Annotated in this window: 16 protein-coding genes; 12 read left to right on the plus strand and 4 right to left on the minus strand. The window is 42.5% G+C overall.

The annotated features are described in order from the left end of the window. From J2W55_RS06330 to J2W55_RS06355, 6 genes are all read left to right on the plus strand, one after another. A complete protein-coding gene (locus tag J2W55_RS06330) occupies window positions 1–1,881 on the plus strand; it encodes an arylsulfatase (protein WP_310093212.1) in 1,881 nt (626 codons plus the stop codon). A gap of 592 nt (window positions 1,882–2,473) precedes the next feature. Then, the gene (locus J2W55_RS06335) at window positions 2,474–4,354 is read left to right on the plus strand and encodes an arylsulfatase (protein WP_310093214.1); all 1,881 of its coding nucleotides are present in this window, start codon (window positions 2,474–2,476) and stop codon (window positions 4,352–4,354) included. Between the two features lie 10 nt (window positions 4,355–4,364). Next, entirely contained in the window at window positions 4,365–5,102 is a 738-nt protein-coding gene (locus J2W55_RS06340) for a rhodanese-like domain-containing protein (protein WP_310093216.1), read from the plus strand. A 98-nt stretch (window positions 5,103–5,200) separates the two neighbouring features. After that, window positions 5,201–6,838, plus strand: coding sequence for an arylsulfatase (locus J2W55_RS06345; protein ID WP_310093217.1), 1,638 nt, complete (start codon window positions 5,201–5,203; stop codon window positions 6,836–6,838). Window positions 6,839–7,061: 223 nt separating this feature from the next. After that, entirely contained in the window at window positions 7,062–8,249 is a 1,188-nt protein-coding gene (locus J2W55_RS06350) for a DUF2264 domain-containing protein (protein ID WP_310093219.1), read from the plus strand. 277 nt (window positions 8,250–8,526) lie between these two features. Further along, window positions 8,527–9,324, plus strand: a complete 798-nt coding sequence (locus J2W55_RS06355; protein ID WP_310093221.1) for an MBL fold metallo-hydrolase — start codon at window positions 8,527–8,529, stop codon at window positions 9,322–9,324. A gap of 58 nt (window positions 9,325–9,382) precedes the next feature. On the opposite strand, the gene J2W55_RS06360 is transcribed toward J2W55_RS06355, so the two are convergent. The 3 genes from J2W55_RS06360 to J2W55_RS06370 all read right to left on the minus strand — a co-directional run bounded on the left by J2W55_RS06360 (window position 9,383) and on the right by J2W55_RS06370 (window position 14,503). Further along, a complete protein-coding gene (locus tag J2W55_RS06360) occupies window positions 9,383–10,558 on the minus strand; it encodes an alginate lyase family protein (RefSeq protein WP_310093223.1) in 1,176 nt (391 codons plus the stop codon). Beyond that, complete coding sequence (locus J2W55_RS06365) at window positions 10,555–13,020, minus strand: glycoside hydrolase family 2 TIM barrel-domain containing protein (protein ID WP_310093225.1); 2,466 nt, start codon at window positions 13,018–13,020, stop codon at window positions 10,555–10,557. Before J2W55_RS06365 ends, J2W55_RS06360 begins: the two co-directional genes overlap by 4 nt. Window positions 13,021–13,465: 445 nt before the next feature. Beyond that, window positions 13,466–14,503, minus strand: a complete 1,038-nt coding sequence (locus tag J2W55_RS06370; RefSeq protein ID WP_310093228.1) for a LacI family DNA-binding transcriptional regulator — start codon at window positions 14,501–14,503, stop codon at window positions 13,466–13,468. Between the two features lie 298 nt (window positions 14,504–14,801). Between J2W55_RS06370 and J2W55_RS06375 the strand changes: the two genes are divergently transcribed. The 6 genes from J2W55_RS06375 (at window position 14,802) to J2W55_RS06400 (ending at window position 20,484) form a co-directional block, all read left to right on the plus strand. After that, the gene (locus J2W55_RS06375) at window positions 14,802–16,013 is read left to right on the plus strand and encodes a glycoside hydrolase family 88 protein (protein WP_310093230.1); all 1,212 of its coding nucleotides are present in this window, start codon (window positions 14,802–14,804) and stop codon (window positions 16,011–16,013) included. Further along, entirely contained in the window at window positions 16,013–17,116 is a 1,104-nt protein-coding gene (locus tag J2W55_RS06380) for an alginate lyase family protein (protein WP_310093233.1), read from the plus strand. The genes J2W55_RS06375 and J2W55_RS06380 overlap by 1 nt, the downstream gene beginning before the upstream one ends. Window positions 17,117–17,405: 289 nt before the next feature. Beyond that, window positions 17,406–17,957 (plus strand): RNA polymerase sigma factor, encoded by a 552-nt coding sequence (locus tag J2W55_RS06385; RefSeq protein WP_310093238.1) that lies wholly within the window; start codon window positions 17,406–17,408, stop codon window positions 17,955–17,957. 11 nt (window positions 17,958–17,968) lie between these two features. Beyond that, the gene (locus J2W55_RS06390) at window positions 17,969–18,784 is read left to right on the plus strand and encodes a zf-HC2 domain-containing protein (protein ID WP_310093239.1); all 816 of its coding nucleotides are present in this window, start codon (window positions 17,969–17,971) and stop codon (window positions 18,782–18,784) included. A gap of 9 nt (window positions 18,785–18,793) precedes the next feature. Next, window positions 18,794–19,645 carry a DUF4097 family beta strand repeat-containing protein gene (locus J2W55_RS06395; protein WP_310093242.1) on the plus strand — a complete coding sequence of 284 codons (852 nt, stop codon included), beginning with the start codon at window positions 18,794–18,796 and terminating at the stop codon, window positions 19,643–19,645. 8 nt (window positions 19,646–19,653) lie between these two features. After that, a complete protein-coding gene (locus J2W55_RS06400) occupies window positions 19,654–20,484 on the plus strand; it encodes a DUF4097 family beta strand repeat-containing protein (RefSeq protein ID WP_310093245.1) in 831 nt (276 codons plus the stop codon). A 52-nt stretch (window positions 20,485–20,536) separates the two neighbouring features. Here the strand turns inward: J2W55_RS06400 and J2W55_RS06405 are convergent, their stop codons facing one another. After that, window positions 20,537–21,226, minus strand: coding sequence for a class I SAM-dependent methyltransferase (locus tag J2W55_RS06405; RefSeq protein WP_310093247.1), 690 nt, complete (start codon window positions 21,224–21,226; stop codon window positions 20,537–20,539). Between the last annotated feature and the right edge of the window lie 26 nt (window positions 21,227–21,252).

Genomic DNA, 21,252 nt, shown 5'->3' on the forward strand with positions numbered 1-21,252 from the left:
ATGATAATTTTAAAAAAACTCACACAAAAATTGCCCGCATATTTTTATGCAGGTAACCGTAAAATATGGCCGCTGGCAATGGCCATAAGCTTAATTGGCCTGCAAAATGCCAGGGCACAAAACAGTCAACCGTTTGGCGGCGTGGTAGGTAAAACGCTTAATGATTCAAAGGAGTGGTGGCCTGAGCCTCATAAAGCACCTGCCGGCGCCCCAAATGTGGTTTGGATCATTTTAGATGACGTTGGCTTTGGTGCAACAAGTACCTTTGGCGGCATTATTAAAACGCCGAATTTTGACACATTGGCCAATAACGGGCTGCGTTATACCAATTTTCATACGGCCGGCATCTGTGCGCCTACACGTTCGGCGCTCCTTACCGGTCGAAACCACCATTACGTTCATGAGGGCGGATTTTCGCACGTGGCCCTGTCGGCCGGATTCCCGGGATATGACGGCCGGATCCCCTCAGACAAAGGGACCATCGCCGAAATATTAAGGGAGAACGGATATAATACTTTTGCTGTGGGCAAGTATGGTTTAACACCAGATGAAGATGCCACCGATGCCGGTCCGTTTGACCGTTGGCCAACAGGCAAGGGCTTTGATCATTTCTTTGGTTTCCTGGGCTCGGCAACAGACCAGTATAAACCCGATTTGGTTGAAGATAATGCGCACGTAACGCCCGATGGCCGGCATCTTACCGAACAAATAACCGATAAGGCCATAAGCTACATTACCAGGCAGCATAAAGTAGCGCCCGATAAGCCGTTCTTTTTATACTACGCGCCGGGAGCAACGCATTCACCCCACCAGGTAGCAAAGGAGTGGAGCGATCTGTACAAAGGTCAGTTTGATTCAGGTTGGGACGATTTCAGGGAGAAAGTGATAGCCCGGCAAAAAAAGCTGGGTATTATACCTGCCTATGCCAAATTGCCTGAACGCAACACGCGTATACCTGCGTGGAATTCGCTGCCGCCTGCCGAGAAAAAGCTGTATGCCCGTTTTATGGAGGTTTACGCTGGTTATTTAACCTATACCGATCATGAGGTGGGCAGGCTGGTGAATTATTTAAAACAAAGCGGTCAGCTTGATAATACACTGGTTTTTGTGATCATTGGCGATAATGGCGCCAGTAAGGAAGGTACGGTTCATGGTGTTATTAACCCCAAAAAGAATTCGGCTAAACTGGTTGCAGAAGATACTTACCTGAAAACAAACATTCAGGATATTGATGATATAGGTACGTCCCAGGCCGCCACCAATTACCCCCTGGGTTGGGCTCAGGCAGCCAACACGCCGTTTAAATACTGGAAACAGGACGCCAATTCAGAAGGCGGAACCCGCAATCCATTGATCGTTTACTACCCAAAGGGAATTAAAGACAAAGGCGCTATCCGTACGCAATATGGCCATGTGATTGATGTGTTGCCAACTACGCTTGAATATTTGGAAATTAAACTACCAGAATACATACGGGGCATTAAGCAGGATACGCTGCAGGGTACCTCGCTGGTTTACTCTTTTGATCATCCCGAAGCTGCTGCAAGGCACAAATTACAACATTACTACATATTTGGTTCGCGTTCCATTTATAAAGACGGCTGGAAAGCAGAGGCAGCGCACCATCCGGATAATGTGGAAGTGGGCGATTTTACAGCAGGCAAAAACATCCCCGATAAAAGTTTTGACGATGACGTGTGGGAACTTTATAACCTAAATGATGATTTTAACGAACGTGTTGACCTGGCGAAAAAATACCCTGAAAAATTAAAAGAACTGAAAGCTGTATTTGAGGAACAGGCCAGGAGAAATAATCTGTATCCTTTTATTGACTGGTACGATGTATACCAAAAACGCATACATCAGAACTATAAAAATTAAACTCCGGATTGGAAGTGAAGAAGGATAAAGGACAAGGGGGTAAGGATAAAAAGGATCAAAATAAAAAAGAAAAAATCTCCTTAACCCTCTTTGCGGCAACGCCGGAGAGAGGGTTAAGGAGCGCAGCGACGCCGGGGTGAGTCTTCTGCGACGGAAATAGCAACCCGCACAGTCGACTCACCCGACCATCGCTACGCTTGGTCACCCTCTCTCCGCCTTCGGCGCAAAGAGGGATTGGAAAGCCGGAGAGAGGTCGGCAAGCGCAGCGACGCCGGGGTGAGTCCTCTACGCCAGAAAATAGCAACTCGCATAGTCGACTCACCCTACCATCGCTATGCTTGGTCACCCTCTCTCCGCCTTCGGCGCAAAGAGGGGATTGGAAATGTAAAGAGGGAATTGAAAATTGAAGAAAGATAAAAAATAAAAACTCCTCAATCCTCTTTGCGGCAAAGCCGGAGAGAGGGTCGGCGAGCGCAGCGACGCCGGGGTGAGTCTTCTACGCCAGAAAATAACCTGCTGCACAAACGCAAAACAGAAAGGGAAAACGCAAACCTAAAAACAAACTTATTCAATGAGATATAAACCCATCAACATGAAACACGATTATAAAAAAACTTTTATGGCAATAGCAATTGCCCTTGGTTTTGCGCTGCAGGGTGTGGCGCAAACACCAACACAAAAAATATCAGCTGCAAACATTCCGCCGTCTGATCCTTCAACCTATAAAGGAGTGGTGGGCAAAACGCTGGCCGAGTCAAAAGAGTGGTGGGCAAAGCCCCTTAAAGCGCCGCAGGGTGCACCTAACATTGTATGGATATTACTGGACGATGTTGGTTTTGGCGCTTCAGGTACCTTTGGCGGCCTCATCAGCACCCCAAACTTTGATACGCTGGCCAACAACGGTTTGCGCTATACCAACTTCCATACGGCAGGTATTTGCGCGCCTACACGCTCGTCGCTGCTAACGGGGCGAAACCATCATTATGTGCATATGGGCAATTTTGCCCATGCCTCAACGGCTGCGGGTTTCCCGGGTTACGATGGCCGTATCCCGCCGGATAAAGGTACCATTGCCGAAGCGCTGCGCGCAAACGGTTACAGCACTTTCGCGGTAGGTAAATGGGGAGTAACTCCAGATGAAGATACCACCGCCGTTGGTCCGTTTGACAGATGGCCAACCGGCAAAGGGTTTGATCATCATATAGGTTTTCTGGAGTCGGCTACTGATCAGTACAATCCGCCGCATTTGGTAGAGGATAACTTCCATATCAAATCTGATGGCCGTAACCTTAACGAGGTGATCACCGATAAGGCCATAGCGTATATCGACGCGGCACACAAGGCAGCGCCCGGTCAGCCTTTCTTTTTATACTATGCACCGGGTGCCACACACGCGCCCCACCAGGTAAGCAAGGAGTGGAGCGACCTGTACAAAGGTAAGTTTGATGAAGGCTGGGATGTGTACCGCGAAAAAGTATTTGAAAATCAGAAAAAAGCTGGTTATATACCTGCTTATGCCAAACTACCCGAACGTAATGAACGGATACAGGCCTGGAAAAACCTGCCGGCCGGTCAGCAAAAATTGTATGCCCGTTTTATGGAGGTTTATGCGGGTTACCTTACCTATATTGACCACCAGGTCGGCCGTGTTATCAGCTACCTGAAAGCCTCGGGCCAGTTTGATAACACGCTGGTGTTTGTGATGATAGGCGATAACGGCGCAAGCAAGGAGGGGACTTTCCACGGCGTTATCAACCCCAAAAATTCTGCGCTTACAACACCTGAAGCAGATTATATAAAAAATAATGAGAGCGATTATGAATCCATCGGCACGCCGGAGGCATCAACTAATTACCCGCTGGGCTGGGCGCAGGCGGCCAACACGCCGTTTAAATACTGGAAATCAGACGCGGATGCCGAAGGTGGTACGCATAACCCGCTCATCGTTTACTATCCAAAGCTGATCAAAGAGAAAGGCGGCATTCGCACGCAGTACGGTCATGTTTCAGATATTTTCCCAACTACTATTGAAGCGGCTGGTTTAAAATTGCCTGCATATGTAAAAGGTATTAAGCAGGATACGCTGCAGGGTAAGTCGTTGTTTAGCTCGTTTAATGATGCAAAAGCGCCGTCGCTGCATGCCAAGCAGTATTACTACATTTTTACTTCCCGGTCTATTTATAAAGACGGCTGGAAAGCCGAGGCCGCGCATCGTCCGGACAATATCGACCTGCTCAACTTTCCACAGGGTAAAACAATTCCGGAGCGTAATTATGATAAGGACGTTTGGAAGCTGTACAACCTTAATGAGGATTTTAACGAACGCATTGACCTGGCCAAAAAATACCCCGAAAAACTAAAAGAATTAAAGGAACTGTTTGATGCCGAGGCAAAAACAAACAATATATATCCCTTTATTGATCGCGACGACCTCAATAATAAACGGATACACCATTTAGAAAACAATAATTAAATAAATTAACATGCAAAAGGTAAAGATCATTTTATTGGCTGTAATAGTTGCAGCCGCTGGCTTTGCAAAAGCTCAAACAGCACCGGTTCAGCCACAGTTATTATCGCTGGAGACATTTGCTGCCAAGCTTAGCCATGCCAAAAACGCGCAGATCCTGGATGCACGGTCGGCCGAAGAATTTTCGCAAAACCATATCAGGGGCGCTATAAATGTAGATGCTAAATCTGCGGACTACCAGCAGCGGTTGAACAGGTTTTCAAAAGACAAGCCAACTTTTGTTTATTCCATTGCCAATGGCCGCAGTAAGGTTTTATCGGGCGAGTTACGGGCAAAGGGCTTTAAAGACGTGCAGGAGCTTCCCGGCGGCCTGGCCAACTGGATAGGTTCGGGGTATCCTATCTTTTCAACTAATAAAAAAGGTGTTTCCTTATCAAAAGCGCAGTTTACGGAGCTTACCGGCTCATCGCAACTGGTGTTGGTTGATTTTGGTTCGCGGTATTGCGGAGCCTGCAAAAAACTGGTGCCGGTACTTGACTCGCTGAAAGCCGAAACCGGCTTTACACCCAAGGTCATCAGCATTGAGGTATATGACAATACCGCGCTGGCCCGCGAGCTCAAAGTAAATGTACTGCCAACGCTGGTGCTTTATCAAAACAAAAAAGAGGTGTGGAAAAAGCAAGGGTTCTCGTCGGTTGCCCAGGTTAAAGCGGCCGTCGCCCAAACCGGGTCGGGCCTGGCAAGTAATTAATTTACGGTCTCTATCATCAAGATCGAACGGATGACAGGTCACTGAATTTACCCGGTGATACGTCGTCCGTTCTTATATTTTACACTTAAAAATTATTCATGTTAAAACGCATTGATTATTTGTTAAAACGGTTAATTTCTTCTTCATTTTTGACTGTTTTGTATTGTTTTGTGTTTGTTTTTGGCTTGTTTTATAGCTCTAAATGCATTGCGCAAACACCGCGCAGCAAACCCAACATCATCATCATTCTGGCAGATGACATGGGCTTTGCCGACATCGGTTGCTTTGGTTCCGAGATCCAAACACCTAACATTGACCGGCTGGCCAAAGAGGGTTTAAAAATGACACAGTTTTATAACGCAGGCAGGTGCTGCCCTTCGCGTACCGCACTATTAACTGGTTTATACCCACATCAGGCCGGAGTTGGTGATATGATAAAATACAAAGGATCAGTTGCTTACCAAGGATATTTGAATGACAATTGTGCCACAATCGCCGAATTACTGAAGGACAAAGCAGGTTATAATACCATAGTTTCGGGCAAATGGCATGTAGGTTTACAGCCATCAGCCTTAGCTTTTAACCGCGGCTTCGACAAGTCATTCACCATGCTGAACAATGGCAGCAGTTATTTTAACTCCAGGCCTTTGTATAACGATGGTAGTAAAATTACATTTATGATTAATAATCAGGAAGTTACAAGGAGTGATACCTCAAAGTACCTAACCCAAGCCATTACAGATTTTGCCATAAGATCATTGGAAGAGATAAAAGATAAGAAGGCCCCCTTTTTTCTTTACGTGGCTTATAATGCGCCTCATTGGCCCATACAGGCATTACCACAGGATATTGCCCGTTACAAAGGTAAGTACCTGGAAGGCTGGGACAAGTTGCGTAAACAGCGTTATGAAAAGCTGCTGGCAAGCGGTATTATCAAAAAAAGCTGGAAATTATCTGACAGAGACAGTCGAGTGCCTGATTGGGATTCATTATCGCCCGAAGAAAAAGATAAATGGGATACCCGGATGGCCATTTACGCCGCAATGATAGATAGGATGGATGCTGGTATAGGCGAGATCATGAACAAGCTAAAACAGCTTGGGAAAGACAAGAACACCATTATACTTTTTGCCTCAGACAATGGCGGCAGCGCAGATGAAGTGAAAAGCCTGCAAACCGTAATACAAAAAAATGAGATTCCCGGATCCGTAAATTCGATTGACAGTTATGAGATTCCCTGGGCCAACGTAAGCAACACGCCATTCCGGCTATTTAAACGGAATACTCATGAAGGCGGTATTTCTACGCCATTTATTGCCTGGTTTCCGTCTGTTATTAAAGCTGGAAGTACTAATACTCAACCGGCTCATTTTATTGATATTATGCCAACCTGTCTTGAACTTGCAGGCATCAGCTACCCCCAAAAGTTTAAAGGCAGAAAACTTACCCCGCTTGAAGGGTTGAGCCTTGCAAAAATTTTCAACGATAAACCCTGGAACGGCCATGACGCCATTTTTTGGGAGCATGAGGGGAGCAGGGCTATCAGGGAAGGGAATTGGAAGCTTGTAGCGGAAATTGACAAGCCCTGGGAACTATATGATCTAAACGCCGATCGATCAGAAACCAATGACCTTGCTGCCAAATATCCCGAAAAGATCAAAAAACTGGAAGTTGAATATTTGCAATGGGCCAAAAAAGTGGGTGTTGCCGACTGGAACAAGATCAAATCATTGTAACAAAAATAATAAGGAACATTGCTTGCAAAGTAAAATGGCAATCGGTTACTTTGAATACATACACAAACCCGTATGAGATTCTTTGCATTCATGTCATTTTCAACATTAATATTATTGAGGTTGATCTTAACGCCAGGACGCAGGAACAACTAAAATGTAACTACTTTTATTGCAAATAGAACATCCTGAAATGCGAAGTAAATTTCTCTGCCTGATATTTATCATGCCTTTATCGACCTTGATAAGGGCTCAAACCTCACAAAATAATGACCCTGGTCAAAAAGAACGTACTTACCTCGTTAAATCACTCGTGCGGATCGCTGATCCGGTATTAACAGCGCTGAGTAAAAATCAGCTTAAACAACAAATGCCAGTGGAAGCCAAAACCGGCGACCGTAAAAATTATACATACCTGGAAGCATTTGGCCGATTGCTGGCTGGTATGGCGCCCTGGCTTGAAATAGGCCCTGACCAAACTCCTGAGGGTATTTTAAGAAAAAAATATATAGAATTGGCCCGCACAGGGCTTCATAATGCCACAGATCCTAATAGCCCCGATTTTATGAATTTTAATAAAGGTGGGCAGCCTGTGGTTGATGCCGCTTTTTTAGCCCAGGCTTTATTGAGGGCACCTCATCAATTATGGGATCCATTGGATACAGCTACAAAAGCAAATATCCTCACAGCGTTCAAATCAACACGTGTTATTACCCCGGGGTATAATAATTGGTTGTTGTTTAGCGCTACTATTGAGGCTGCTTTGCTAAAGTTTGATAATTATGGCGACAGAATGCGAATGGATTATGCCATTAAGCAGCATCAGCTATGGTACAAAGGCGATGGTCTTTATGGCGACGGCGCAAATTTTCATTGGGACTATTATAACAGTTTTGTTATTCAACCCATGTTGTTAGAGGTATTGCAAACGCTGGAAAATGCAGACAAGAATCAAAAATCAACTTACGAGGTAGCGCTTAATCGTGCCCGGCGTTATGCTGCAATTCAGGAAAGGCTGATTTCGCCCGAGGGCACTTATCCTCCAATAGGCCGTTCATTAGCCTACCGGTTTGGTGCTTTTCAATTGTTATCAAAAATAACGTTGATAAAAGCACTACCTGACAACATAAAGCCGCAACAGGTAAGATCAGCACTTTATACTGTGATCAAGCGGCAATTAGAAGCACCCGGAACTTTTGACGACAAAGGTTGGTTACAAATTGGCCTCTATGGTCATCAGCCCGATATTGGTGAAGGATATATATCTACAGGCAGCCTTTATTTATGTTCAGAAGCATTTCTTATTTTGGGTTTGCCACCGTCAGATGAGTTATGGCAAAAAGCCGATGAAGACTGGACCGCTAAAAAAGTATGGAAAGGTCTTGATGTTGTTACTGATCATGCCGGTGACTGATCAAAATAGGCGATCATTTTAATAATCGTACAAACCAGAACTTGCCGTCCTGTAGTTATCATCTTATTGATGTTATCTTTAATTGGGTTTTTATAACTGGTTTATTTAAAGCTATTTAGATAAATATAGATATGATGTCTGACTAACGGAGTGACCGACTTTTTAGCTATTTATAAGAGAGATAATAACCAGGCTGGACTAATCATTTTGTTAATACTGGACTATATTAACCGACCAGCGAAAGCCGAAATTAGATGGTGATTTTAATCTATAAGGTATGAAACAAGACACTTGCTGCACTTGTGGCACACAATTTAACACAAACTCGCCCTCACCAGATTTTTGCCCCATTTGTAATGATGACAGACAGTATTTAAAAGAAAATGGTCAACAATGGACAAACTCAACAGAGATAAACATCAATCATAAGGTAAACATTACCCAGCTTAGCCCGTCGCTCTTTGCCCTGCAGCTGACGCCTTTATTTGCTTTAGGTCAAAGGGCATTATTAGTACTCTCACCAGGGGGGAATATTTTATGGGATTGCATCCCGCTCCTGAACCACGAAATAATTGATTTTATTCAATCAAAAGGCGGTTTAAAAGCAATTGCTTTTTCGCATCCGCATTTTTACAGCAATGTAAATCAATGGGCCAATAATTTTGATTGTCCGGTTTTTATTCATCGGTTTGATGAGCAATGGATATTTAATAAAGGACCGCATATAACATTTTGGGAAGGACAGGTACAACAATTATGGGATGGAATTTCGATCATCAATACAGGCGGGCATTTTCCGGGCAGCAGTGTGCTGAGAGTACCCCATTTGTCGGCTGAAGGAGCGTTGCTTACCGGAGACAGTGTTTATGTTTCCAGAAATAAAAAACATATAGCAATTATGTATAGTTACCCTAATTATATCCCGTTACCTGCAAATGAATTAGCCAATGTGGTGCAGCGGGTAGAAGGAATAAACTTTGATACTATATATGGTGGTTTTGAGTGGCAAAACTTAACAAACCAGGCGAAAACTGTTTTTAGATCATCAGTGGCCAGGTATGGCTTGCATCTGTAGGTTTATTTTTCAGAGGCTACGGATAAATGAAAGGAGTGATTTTTATAAAAGACGAATATTAATTTATCCAGATCAGAGGATGCCTTACCGGTAAATTTCTGATGATCTCTTCGTCAGTGGGTGAATGTTCCAGCTTTTTCCAAGTGTTTAGCCAGTTGGCATTGTTATAAGCCGCCGCTCCAAAAACCAAAGATGGCTGTGCTACCGGCCAGCTTTCCCAATGCATTACATCATGCGGGTATGACCAGGTGTTTTTATCTTTTAAAAAGGGATATAAAAATTCAATCCCCTTTTTAATGGAGCGCCCGTCAGGCGTTTGATATGACCATAAATTGTCTGTTTTGTCGCTTAACAGCTGACATATTGTAGTCATGGCATCCAGATTGAATATCGAATAACCGAATGGTTTAGTCCGTTTTAACTCTAACGGAAAGCTGCCGTCTGCGGCAATTTGTGCGGGTAATAAAACCTCCTTGAATCGTTTACGGCAAAAGTCAATGATTTCTTTGTTCCCGGTAAATTTTGCAAAGCAGGCTGTCTGCATTACCCAGCAGGTACCGTGATTGTTTTTAGCATTCATTTCGTCTTTACCATAGGGATGAGTGGTAAGCCATGTAATGTACCGGTTAAACCAGTTTTTGATGTCATTTATAGTTTGTTTATCTATCAATGGCGAGTTTTGCATGGCTTCCAGGCCCTGAACAACTTCCATTAATTGTATAGTGTCAATTATTCCAATGCCCCTGCCAGTGGCTATACCTTGTATGGCCTGAGCATATTGCAGGTTAGGGTTCATTAATGTTTCAGGATTAATGAACCAGGCTTTTAGATGCCAAAGCGCCTGCTTTACATATCTTTTATCTCCTGTAATTTTATATGCCGATGCAAGCGCACCAATAATCCGGCTAAAGCGGATCATGGCCAAACGATGGGCTACAAAATTTTGCGGATTTGTAAGTCCATCCTTTTGTATATATGGGTCGCCGGGGTTTTGCGGATTTGGCCACCAATAATCGCCTTCGGAATAAAAATCATGTTTATTACCGGCACTTCGGGCACAGCTTTCCGCTGTAACGGTTACAGGAGCTTGTTTCAATGCCCAGGCAGCTTCTTTCAATATATCGGTTTTCAATGTTGCTATTACCTCTTGTTTAACCTGAACCTGTACATCCGTTTGCCAGCAGGGTATAATCAAAGGAAGAAAAATTGATAGAAATAGCGTTTTAAACATCATTGCTCCAAGTTTAAAAATACTGTTGATAATCCCGGCGATTGTACGCCGACTACGCTCTTGCCGTTATTCGTTTTTACACTGATGAGCGCGCGGCCATTATAGGCCTGTACTTTACGCGAACCGCGTGAAGTGCCCAGATCATCCATCAGTGTGCCGTCCCCTGTTAATGAGAAAGCTACCTGATTAACGGCGTCAAGACATTGAACACCTTTGCTGTCTACCAGCTTTATCTGTATGGTAGCCACTCCATTCTCGTCACTGATCTTCTCTATTAGTAATTTGGCAGGTTTATCCCATTTTTCGGTTTGGTATTGCTGACTAATATGGTCACTAACAGTTTGTTTGCCTTTGTGGCCTACTACTTTAATGTCATTATTTCCGTTTTGCAGAGCCACCATCCATCGTAAACCTGCCGCGGGAAAATCCTGACTGTTACGTTTTTTAGTGCCATAACTTTTACCATTTACAAAAAGCTCTGCATTATCACAATTTGAATATACTTTAATCATTTTTTCTTCACCGGCATCGCCCCACCGAACGGGCCAGCTATGCCCATAAATGTGTGCCATTGGTTTATTAGTCCAGTATGATTGAAATACATAATAGGATTCTTTAGGGGTTAGGTCACGCTCAACCACACCTTTCTGATTCATGTAAGGTATAGGGTTGTCCGGACGGATAGGCGTTGAAAAATCTTTAAAGACCCAAAATGCCGAACCTGTAAGCCAGGGCATGGTTTCCTGTTCCTTTAAATGCCAGTCAAACAAATTGCAGATATAACTTTCACTCCAATCGCCATCTTTTGATGCGCGGGCTGCTCCGCCATATAGCGAGGCATCGCCCAACCGTTCGTCAGTGCCCGTCCCGGCTTTAATATTACTTAATGCCTTGTCCGGGTTTTCGGAATGACGCAGCGCATGACTATCGCCACCCCATTCTGCATGGAAAAAGTGCTTTACTTTTTTAAATTCTTCCTCAGATGTCTTTTTATATTCAGTAAACAGGCCCCGGTACCAACCCGCCCAAATAGATGGCGAATACACATCCGGAATATCCTTGCAAAAATCGCAACGCCTGATGGTTGTTTTGCGCGATGGATCAAGTCTGTGAGCCAGCTCATTTTGAGCTTTCATGAACGTTCTGATCTTTTCTTTGTCATATACCTGAAAATCACCCTCCCAATCGTTCTCATTCCCCAAACCCCATAAAATAATAGCCGGGTGGTTGTAATGCTGTTCAATCATATTGGTCATCATTTCCTTAGCCTCATCCTGGTAAACTTTACCACCCAGGCCTCCGCGGCACCAGGGTTCTTCCTCCCAAACTAAAATACCGAGGCTGTCGCATAAATTAAGTATGGTTCTTGATTGCTGATAATGGCCAAGCCTGATAAAATTGACACCCATATCTTTCATCATTTGCATTTCCTGGTGCATCATGCTATCTGTCATGGCTTCTGCTACGCCGGCATGGTCTTCATGGCGGTGGGTACCGCGCAGCAGCAGGCGTTTGCCGTTCAGATGGAAGGGGCCATTATCCACAAATTCAAAATTACGGAAGCCGACCTTTTCACGCTGAACATCAACCTCGCCGCCATATTTAACTGATACCTCCACTGTGTATAAAGCAGGCGCGTCCGGCGACCATAATTGAGGCTTTTTAACCCGAAAGCTGCCAATTTCTGCGTCGTCCGCGAGATTGTTTAACTTATAAGATTTTTGAACAACAAGTTTGCCTTTTGGGTCGATAAGTTTAATTAAGCCTTCAGCTGTACTGACATGATCAGGATTATAAAGCCTGGTTTTAATTTGTAGCTCGCCTTGTTTCCCGGCATCATCAATTTTTGCGGAAGCAAATATTTTATCTATTGAAAGTGACGGCTCATAAACAAGGTTCAGATATCTGTATAAGCCGCCATAAACATTAAAATCTGATAATTGCGATGGGATGGTTTCAAGATCCCGGGAATTATCACATCTGATCTCGATGGGGATGTGTCCCTTAAACCGCTTTTGGCATACATCGGTCTTTTTAAAATCTTCAATTGCCTGGGTAATATCAACCGTCCATTCATCATATCCGCCAAGATGGGCGCCTACTTTAGTAGTATACACATATACTTCTGTTTTTTGACCCGCTCCTTCAAAGTGGAGCAAAGTTTTTCCGTTAGGATAGGGGTTTTTGATTTCCAGCTGAGTACGGTACCAGCCAGGTCCCTGGTAATAGTTTATATCAGGATCAACCGCGTCCCGGGCATTAAAACAGTGAGGGAGTTTTATTTTTTGCCATACCGGTACACTTTCCGGGTTGCCGGGAGTAACCGGACGTACAGCTTCCCATACGCCGCCAATATCCTGTTTTAAAAATTCCCAGTTATCATTGAGCCTTATTTTTTGCTGTGCATGGCTAACTGTTCCAAAAGCACAAATGAAGATTAAAAAGAGTAAAACTGATCCTTTCATAAATATATCAAAATCCGCTATCTATGTTTGGTAATTGATTTTTTAGCGGATACTGTCCTTAATTGCTTTGAGAAAATGTATGGATAGTAAAATATCATGGTTACTGCTGAGTGCTCACTGGCATGGCGCAAAAAAATTTACCAGCTTTGCGTTGGGCAAAGCCGGTAAAATCATAAAGAATATTAGGGATAATAATAAGACATATTTGTAATAACATACCTGTTGTTAATGGCCCGAATTTGTGTTTATAATTGGAAATCGCCAGGTTTAGGCGAAATACGCTGGATCAAATGTAATTACATTTGATCCAGCGTATTTCATTTGACTCGGGTTTATTTACGCAATCGTTGTAGGAGAAGGAGGAATGTCTGTGCCTTTTAAATGGGGTGCCTTTTGGATTACAGGGTGTTATGGCTGACGAGTCTGTGTGAATGTATTAATTGTTTTATAAAACAGGTTTTACCGAAGAGTTACGAATAAGCAATTCTGTTGGTAATATGATTGTTTCAAATTCAGTCACAGGACGTTTACTGTTAATTAAACTTAAAAGCATTTCAGTAGCTTTTCTGCCAATTTCAAACGCAGGTTGATGTACAGAGCTTAATGATGGATTTAAAATATCGGCCAGCAATGTGTTAGTAAAGCCTATCAAGGCTATCTCTTCCGGAATTTTTACGTCTAACTTATGCAACGTGGATAAAGTTGAGGTGGTAATCCTATCCCAGGCAGTAAATATAGCATCTGGTTTTATGGCCAAGGCAAGCAGTTCGTCCACGGCCTGTTCAATTTCATTCAAATTGAGCGCACCCTGCTGGCAATATTTAATATAGTTTTCATCCATTGCTAAACCACTTTCGCTAAGCGCTTGTTGATATCCTGCAAGCCTTTCGTTGGTAACGGAAGTGGTTGCTGAGCTTGTAATATGGGCAATATGCCGGTAACCTGAATCTAACAAATGCCGTGTAGCGTCATAAGCTCCCTTGAAATTATCTACTATTACCTTATGCGTGTCGATAACATTGCTTATACGATCAAAAAAAACAATGTGTAAACCCTGATCCTGCAGTTTTTTTAAATGTTCTACATTGTTGGTTTCGGTTGACAATGATATTAAAAGACCATCAATTGCCCATTGCGTGAGGTGGTTTACATTTTGCACTTCCAAATCGTACGACTCATGGCTTTGGGTAATAATCACATTATAGCCCTGGCTATATGCCTGCGACTCAATACCGTTTATAACCTGCGAAAAAAATTGATTATCAATACTTGAAACTACAATGCCAATTGATTTGCTATGCCCTTTTTTAAGGCTTTGGGCCATTGGATTGGGCCGGTAGTTGTTTTCTCGGGCATATTCGAGCACCAGTTTTTTGGTTTTTTCGCTGATCTCATAACTATCCCGCAATGCTTTAGATACTGTAGATACGGATAGATTTAGTTCACGAGCAATGTCTCTTATGGTAATGGCATCAAAATTCATAATTGGCTCTTCAACGGCAAATCAACAAAAAATACAGCACAGCCTGTTTTTCATAAAAGTAGATAAAAAACTTCAAAGCATGATTGCTATTCAACCCGATTTTGATACAGGCACGTCAGTTGGATACTATAAATCGAACAAAAATAGACCACTTGAGCATTAAACCACTCAAACGTTTGCGTAAAAAATAACCTGCTATACTTTTAATTTAGCAGTTATACATCGTAATATTGATTCGCCCCAACGCTTTAGAATCCTTTATTTAAAGCGTTGCCACCAGTTTATAAACCCTTAACCAATGAGAATCAAACATCTTCTTATCTTTTTTGCACTGAATTTATTAACTGTTAAAGTTTTTTCCCAGGCAGAAGTTGACAAGGCTTTTTCGTTTGCAGAAAAACAAACCACGCAAATGCTTAAGGAAGTCGACAGTATTAAAACCGATGCCGGCAACGCTGCACAGGTATCCCCCCGCGCTTTAAATGCGGATGGCAAATTAGTAATGGTTCAGTCAAAAGACTGGTGCAGCGGATTTTTTCCTGGTGAACTATGGTTTTTGTATGAGTATTCAAAAAACAAAACATGGATGGATCTGGCCCGAAAATATACAGCCAATATTGAGGTGGAGAAAACAAATGGCGTTACACATGACATGGGTTTTAAAATATATAACAGTGTGGGTAACGGTTATCGTTTAACAAAAGATCCGCATTATAAAGACGTTATAATTGAAGCAGCCAAAACATTGTCGACCCGCTTTAACCCGGTAGTGGGCTCTATAAAATCATGGGATAACAGATCGCAGTGGAAATTCCCTGTTATTATTGACAATATGCTAAACCTGGAACTGCTGTTTGAAGCTACCCGGTTAACCGGTGATTCCACCTATTATAAAATTGCGGTGACTCATGCTAACACGGCTATGAAAAATCATTTCAGGGCCAATTACAGTTCCTATCATGTTGTTGACTATGATCCTGAAACCGGCAGGGTTTTACATAAACAAACACACCAGGGCTTTGCTGATGAATCGGCCTGGGCGCGTGGTCAGGCCTGGGGCTTGTATGGTTATACAATGTGTTATCGCGAAACTCATAATAAAGCTTATTTACAACAGGCCGAAAATATTGCCAGATTTATTTTTAACAATCCTAACATGCCAGCTGACCTGGTGCCGTATTGGGATTATAACGATCCGGCTATACCCAACGCACCTCGTGATGTTTCGGCGGCGGCTGTTGCTGCATCGGCTTTGTATGAATTGAGTACCTATAGTAAAAATGGGAAAAACTACCGTTCAACAGCCGATAAGATCATTAATACACTGAGCACAAATTATAGGGCGAAGGAAGGAGATAGCAAGGGGTTTTTATTATTACACAGTACCGGGCATAAACCGGGAGGTACTGAAATTGACGTACCTATAATTTATGCAGATTACTATTATTTGGAAGCCTTACTTCGTAAACAACATCTGTATAAAGGCCAGCCGGCAGTTAACCGCTTTTGATGAGGAAAATAATTTTATTAACAGCATTCATTGCATCTGTTGCATGCGCTAAGGCCCAATATGTGAGTTTAAGTGAAACCGAAATTCAAACTTTAAGAAAAAGTATTGAAAGTAGCGATAGGGTAGGCAAAGCTTTTGAACCTTACCAACAGGCGGCAGCGAAAGCCTTGACTGACCAACCAGCTCCTATTGAAACAATTGTGTCACAAGGTGTGCTTGCAGGAAACCCGGCAAAGACCGCCAGTTTAAAAGCTCTTCAGGACGGTAATAAAGTTTATGCATTGGCTTTGAACTACAGGTTATATAAACAAAAGTCGTATTTGCAAAAGGCCGTATATTTTTTGCGGGCCTGGGCCCAAACCAACAAACCTACCGGCGACCCAATCAATGAAACTAAGCTGGAGGATATGATAACTGCTTATGACCTGATCAGGAACGATGTACCGTTTGATGCCAAAAAGCAAATTGACGAGTGGACAAACAGCGTTTATCAGGCTGAACTCCATAGCGCATCTGCCCGGCCCGGTAAAACAACAGGTTTTAATAACTGGAACTCACACCGTATCAAGATCATGACACTTACCGCTTTTACACTGAATAATGCTGATTACATGCAGTCTGTTTATCCTTTACTGGAAAAACAGATATCGGATGACTTATACACTGATGGATCAAGTTTCGATTTTACGGAGCGTGACGCCCTTCATTATCATACTTATACACTTGAACCCCTGCTAAGAGCAAGTATGGTTATTTACAGAGCCACGGGTAAAAATTATTTTACTTATGAGTCGCCCAGGAAATCATCCATCAGCAAATCTGTCGATTTTTTAGTGCCTTATGTAACCGGAGCTAAAACTCATCCGGAATTTGTAAACAGTAAGGTAAACTTTGATAAAGCAAGAGCCGCCAATAATGAAAAAGGTTATGCGGCAGGTACTCTTTTCGAACCTATAAATGGTTTATATACCCTTTCACTTGCTGCATATTTTAATGTAGCTTATTTAAAAGCGATTCCGCAGAACGGCAATTCCAAACAACAAAGATTTAACTGGCAGTTGGTTCTTGACCAGGTTATGGTACCTGTGGCAGGTAGTAATTAAAAAAGCCGCGCTAACCAATAAATTAAAGTTCACCGACAGTTCTGGCGCATGTCACTTCAACGCTGTTATTATGGTTATTTAAGCAAACGCGAATCAGAACTGGTTTAGCTAGTTTACTGCACACAAAAAAGCCAATATTTAATAAATGAAGGTTATTTTTCCCTTGGTGCAAAACATGAATATTGATTGGATTTGTGCTGCAATTGAATAAATTGAAATATTTATCAGATTTCCTGTAACCATTTTATTTTGCTGAAGTCTTCAATGTAAATTAAAAGACCAAACCTGTTTGAATACGCTAAGTGATAACATCATCATGCTCCGGGTAAAAAACGGGGACCTGGAAAAAATGGGCTTGCTTTTTGAAAGGCACCATCGTTCTTTATATGGTTTTTTGTTTCATATGACGTATAACCGCGAGGGTAGCGAAGACATGGTGCAGACTGTTTTTTACAAAATGCTGAAATACCGAAATACATTTACAGGTGATGGCGAGTTTACCGCCTGGATGTATCAGATTGCGCGTAATGTACTAAAGGATAGCTATAAAAAGAAAAATCAGCAAGTATCGCACTATAGCGTAGAGGAATTTGCTGACCATATTGAAAGCGGAACATCGGCCGACGAGAAATTGGAAATAGCACAAACACGCACCGAGCTTCACGGGGTACTGAGAAACTTAAGTGATGATTATCGTGAAGTTTTGGTGATGAGCAGGCTGCAGGAGCTAAAATATCAGGAAATAGCTCAAATACTTCAAATTACTGAAGGAGCGGTGAAGGTAAGGGCCCACCGGGCTATGCAGGAGTTAAAGGTTATTTATTTAAAAATGAAACGTTAAACAGAAATAAGATGAAATGTGAGCAATACCAGGAGCTGTTTACAGATTATTTAAATAAACAGTTAACGGTTGAGGAACAGGGGGCGTTAGAGCGTCATGTTGCCGGTTGCGATAGCTGCCGGCACGAGTTAGCCGCGATGAAACACCTGTGGGATCAATTTGCGGAAATAAAAACCCCTGAACCGTCAGTAAATGTAAAAGTGAAGTTTTATGCCATGCTGGATACATTTACCGCATCTGTTAATGAGAGAAAAAATTTTCGGGACAACATAACGGATAGCTGGAATAAACTGTGGCAATTACAGCCCAGGTGGCCTTTGGCTTATAGTATCATCGTTATACTGATAAGTTTTAGCTGTGGATATCTGATTTTTCGTAATGCCGAGAGCAGTAAACAGAAACAGCAATTACAGGAGCTTACCACACAAGTGCATGAGCTAAGGCAAACCATGATGCTGGCTCTGCTCGAAAATCCATCGGCATCAGAGCGGATACGTGGCGTGAGCTATACAAGTGAAATAAAACAAGCGGATAAACAGGTTATTGACGCATTGCTGGCCACATTGAATAATGATCCAAATGTTAATGTACGCCTGAGCACACTTGATGCCCTGGCACACCTGGCTAACCATGCAGAGGTTAGGGAAGGGCTTATACAGGCTATTATACAACAGGATTCGCCCTTATTGCAATCGGCTATAGCTGATGTAATGCTGAAGTTGCAGGAAAAACGTTCTGTTGGCTCATTTAAAGAATTATTAAAACAAAAAAACCTTGATCATAGTGTACGTGAAAAGATCAGAGAAACCATAACACAACTCATTTAAGAACAAATTATGAAAAAATTATTGATCCCCGTTTTGGCGGGAATGGGGCTTTGTTTTGCCCAAATTTCTGCATCGGCACAGGAATTTAAACAACATGTAAGCAAGCAGTTTACAGCTTCAACAGGTGCGGTTGTTATTTATAACATCTTCGGCTCTGTTAATGTAGAAGGTTACTCGGGCGACAAAGTGATCATGGAAATAGACGAAACCATATCGGCCGATGATCAGGCGACATTAGAGCAGGGCAAAAAAGAATTTAAGCTTGCCTTTGATCAGAAACAGGATACCGTGATGGCGTACATTGCCGAACCTTATGATTCCAGGCCGCACCACTGGACAAACAGAGATGATAACAGGCACATTCATTATGTGTATAACCTTGAGTTTACGGTGAAAGTACCTTTCAATATGAATCTTAAGGTTTCAACCGTTAATAATGGCCATATTACTGTTAAAAATGTGTACGGTTCATTAAAAGTAAATAATGTAAACGGGCCTATTGACATTGTTAACGCCAAGGGCACCACAGAGGCGCATACGGTTAATGGTGCCGTAACAGCAAACTACCTCAGTATCCCGGCAGAAGCTTCGTCCTATAAAACTATCAATGGCGAGGTTAAAATCACTTATCCCGCAAACTCAGCAGCCGACCTGGAATTTAAGAGCATGAACGGTCAGTTTTATACCGATTTTCCAAATGCAGAAGTGATGCCAGGCAAAGTGATCAAAACCCAAACAAAAAATAATAATGGCACTGTATATAAACTCAGTAAAAATTCAGATGTACGCATTGGCGCCGGAGGCAAATTATTCAAGTTTGAAACCCTAAACGGTAATATTTATATTAAAAAACAACAATAAAATTAAATATGAAAAAGATAAAAATTATAAAGGTTACGGGTGTAATGATAGTAGCCTTGTTGCTCACCGCACGAGTTTGGGCGCAAAGCGGATCGTCTGAACAATTGGTTGTACCGTTAAGTGATGCAGGCAAACCTTATAAGCTTAATGCCCGTTTGATAAGCGGGTCAATTACCGTTGTTGGTTATGAAGGGAAGGATATTGTTATAGATGCCCAATCGGGCGAAGAAAGGAAAGGCCGTGTTAAAGAAGGCCCTAACGGCATGAAGCGCCTGATAGGCAATTCCAATCTGGATATAACAGCCGAAGAAAACAACAATCAGATTAATATTCACAGCGGCGTTGGTAAAACAATCCATTTAAACATTAAAGTACCTCAAAATGAAGCTATGTTAAAGCTTTCAACTGTGAATGACGGAAACATTATAGCGAGTAATGTAAAAGGGACATTGGAGATAACTAACGTAAATGGTTTTATAAAGCTCAATAATGTTTCGGGCTCTGTAGTGGCAAATACAGTTAATGGTGATGTTACCGTAGTGTTTAAAAGCATAGACCCTAAGGCCGCCATGGGATTCTCAACATTGAATGGCAATGTAGATGTAACCTTCCCGGCCACGTTGAAAGCAAATGTGAAACTAAAATCAGACCGGGGCGATATTTATACCGATTTTGATGTAATTACCAGTCAGCAAAAAAACGCCGTTACCCGCAGCAACAAGGCAGGCATGTACAGTTTAAAAATTGACGATTGGGTATACGGTAAAATTGATGGCGGCGGCCCCGAAATGTTAATGAAAAACATGAATGGCAATATTTATATCCGTAAGGCAAAATAAGGTGGATAATTGATAGATCAATTTGATCATCTTAATGCTATTATGGCTGTGGCTACTTAAGGGTTAAGCGTACCAGGTACTGCTTAAATTCATCCTCCAGTAAAACCTCCAGGTTATAGCCAGCTTCGGTGGCTATTCCTGTAAGCGTTTTTTCGTCTATATATAACCAGGGAAACCAATCTGTTTTTTGCCAGTTATATTGATACCGGTATTGAATTTCGCCATAATACTTGCCGTTATCCGGTAGTTTGCCCTCGTATAAATAGGCTATGTCTGATGAATCAAACAGCAGTTGCCCGCCTTCCTTAAGCAGCTGTTTTGCGTGTTGAAGAAATGACTGTAAGCTAAGCAAGGAACCGGTGAGGCCTATGCCATTCATAAGCATTAATAAGGTATCGTATTTTTGTTCCTGATATTTAAATATATCCGCGGTTATCACTTTATTTACCCCGCGGGCTGTCATTACACCGGCAGCCAGGGCTGATATGTCCAGCGCCGATGTATCAAAGCCACGTTCCTGCAATAGCAAAGCATGGCCGCCGGCACCTGCGCCAATATCCAGTACCTCGCCGCGGCACTCATTTAAAGCCAGCCATTCTATATCAGGCATATCATCTTCCCCGCGGAAGTAAATATCAACAGGCATTTCTTCCTTTGGGCCATACTGATTATTGATCCAAAGCTTATGCCCGGGCTTTTTATAATAATGGTCATGTATTGCCTGGCCTAAAATATCTTTCATACGGTTCAAAAGTATGAATTGATGAT

Origin of the sequence: Mucilaginibacter pocheonensis (genome assembly GCF_031456535.1) — a bacterium.
Classification (GTDB): Bacteria; Bacteroidota; Bacteroidia; order Sphingobacteriales; family Sphingobacteriaceae; genus Mucilaginibacter; species Mucilaginibacter pocheonensis.

Coding starts and splice junctions, on each gene's coding strand:
- J2W55_RS06330 (WP_310093212.1), top strand. CDS start 1: ATGATAATTTTAAAAAAACTCACACAAAAATTGCCCGCATATTTTTAT.
- J2W55_RS06335 (WP_310093214.1), top strand. CDS start 2,474: ATGAAACACGATTATAAAAAAACTTTTATGGCAATAGCAATTGCCCTT.
- J2W55_RS06340 (WP_310093216.1), top strand. CDS start 4,365: ATGCAAAAGGTAAAGATCATTTTATTGGCTGTAATAGTTGCAGCCGCT.
- J2W55_RS06345 (WP_310093217.1), top strand. CDS start 5,201: ATGTTAAAACGCATTGATTATTTGTTAAAACGGTTAATTTCTTCTTCA.
- J2W55_RS06350 (WP_310093219.1), top strand. CDS start 7,062: ATGCCTTTATCGACCTTGATAAGGGCTCAAACCTCACAAAATAATGAC.
- J2W55_RS06355 (WP_310093221.1), top strand. CDS start 8,527: ATGAAACAAGACACTTGCTGCACTTGTGGCACACAATTTAACACAAAC.
- J2W55_RS06360 (WP_310093223.1), bottom strand. CDS start 10,558: ATGATGTTTAAAACGCTATTTCTATCAATTTTTCTTCCTTTGATTATA.
- J2W55_RS06365 (WP_310093225.1), bottom strand. CDS start 13,020: ATGAAAGGATCAGTTTTACTCTTTTTAATCTTCATTTGTGCTTTTGGA.
- J2W55_RS06370 (WP_310093228.1), bottom strand. CDS start 14,503: ATGAATTTTGATGCCATTACCATAAGAGACATTGCTCGTGAACTAAAT.
- J2W55_RS06375 (WP_310093230.1), top strand. CDS start 14,802: ATGAGAATCAAACATCTTCTTATCTTTTTTGCACTGAATTTATTAACT.
- J2W55_RS06380 (WP_310093233.1), top strand. CDS start 16,013: ATGAGGAAAATAATTTTATTAACAGCATTCATTGCATCTGTTGCATGC.
- J2W55_RS06390 (WP_310093239.1), top strand. CDS start 17,969: ATGAAATGTGAGCAATACCAGGAGCTGTTTACAGATTATTTAAATAAA.
- J2W55_RS06395 (WP_310093242.1), top strand. CDS start 18,794: ATGAAAAAATTATTGATCCCCGTTTTGGCGGGAATGGGGCTTTGTTTT.
- J2W55_RS06400 (WP_310093245.1), top strand. CDS start 19,654: ATGAAAAAGATAAAAATTATAAAGGTTACGGGTGTAATGATAGTAGCC.
- J2W55_RS06405 (WP_310093247.1), bottom strand. CDS start 21,226: ATGAAAGATATTTTAGGCCAGGCAATACATGACCATTATTATAAAAAG.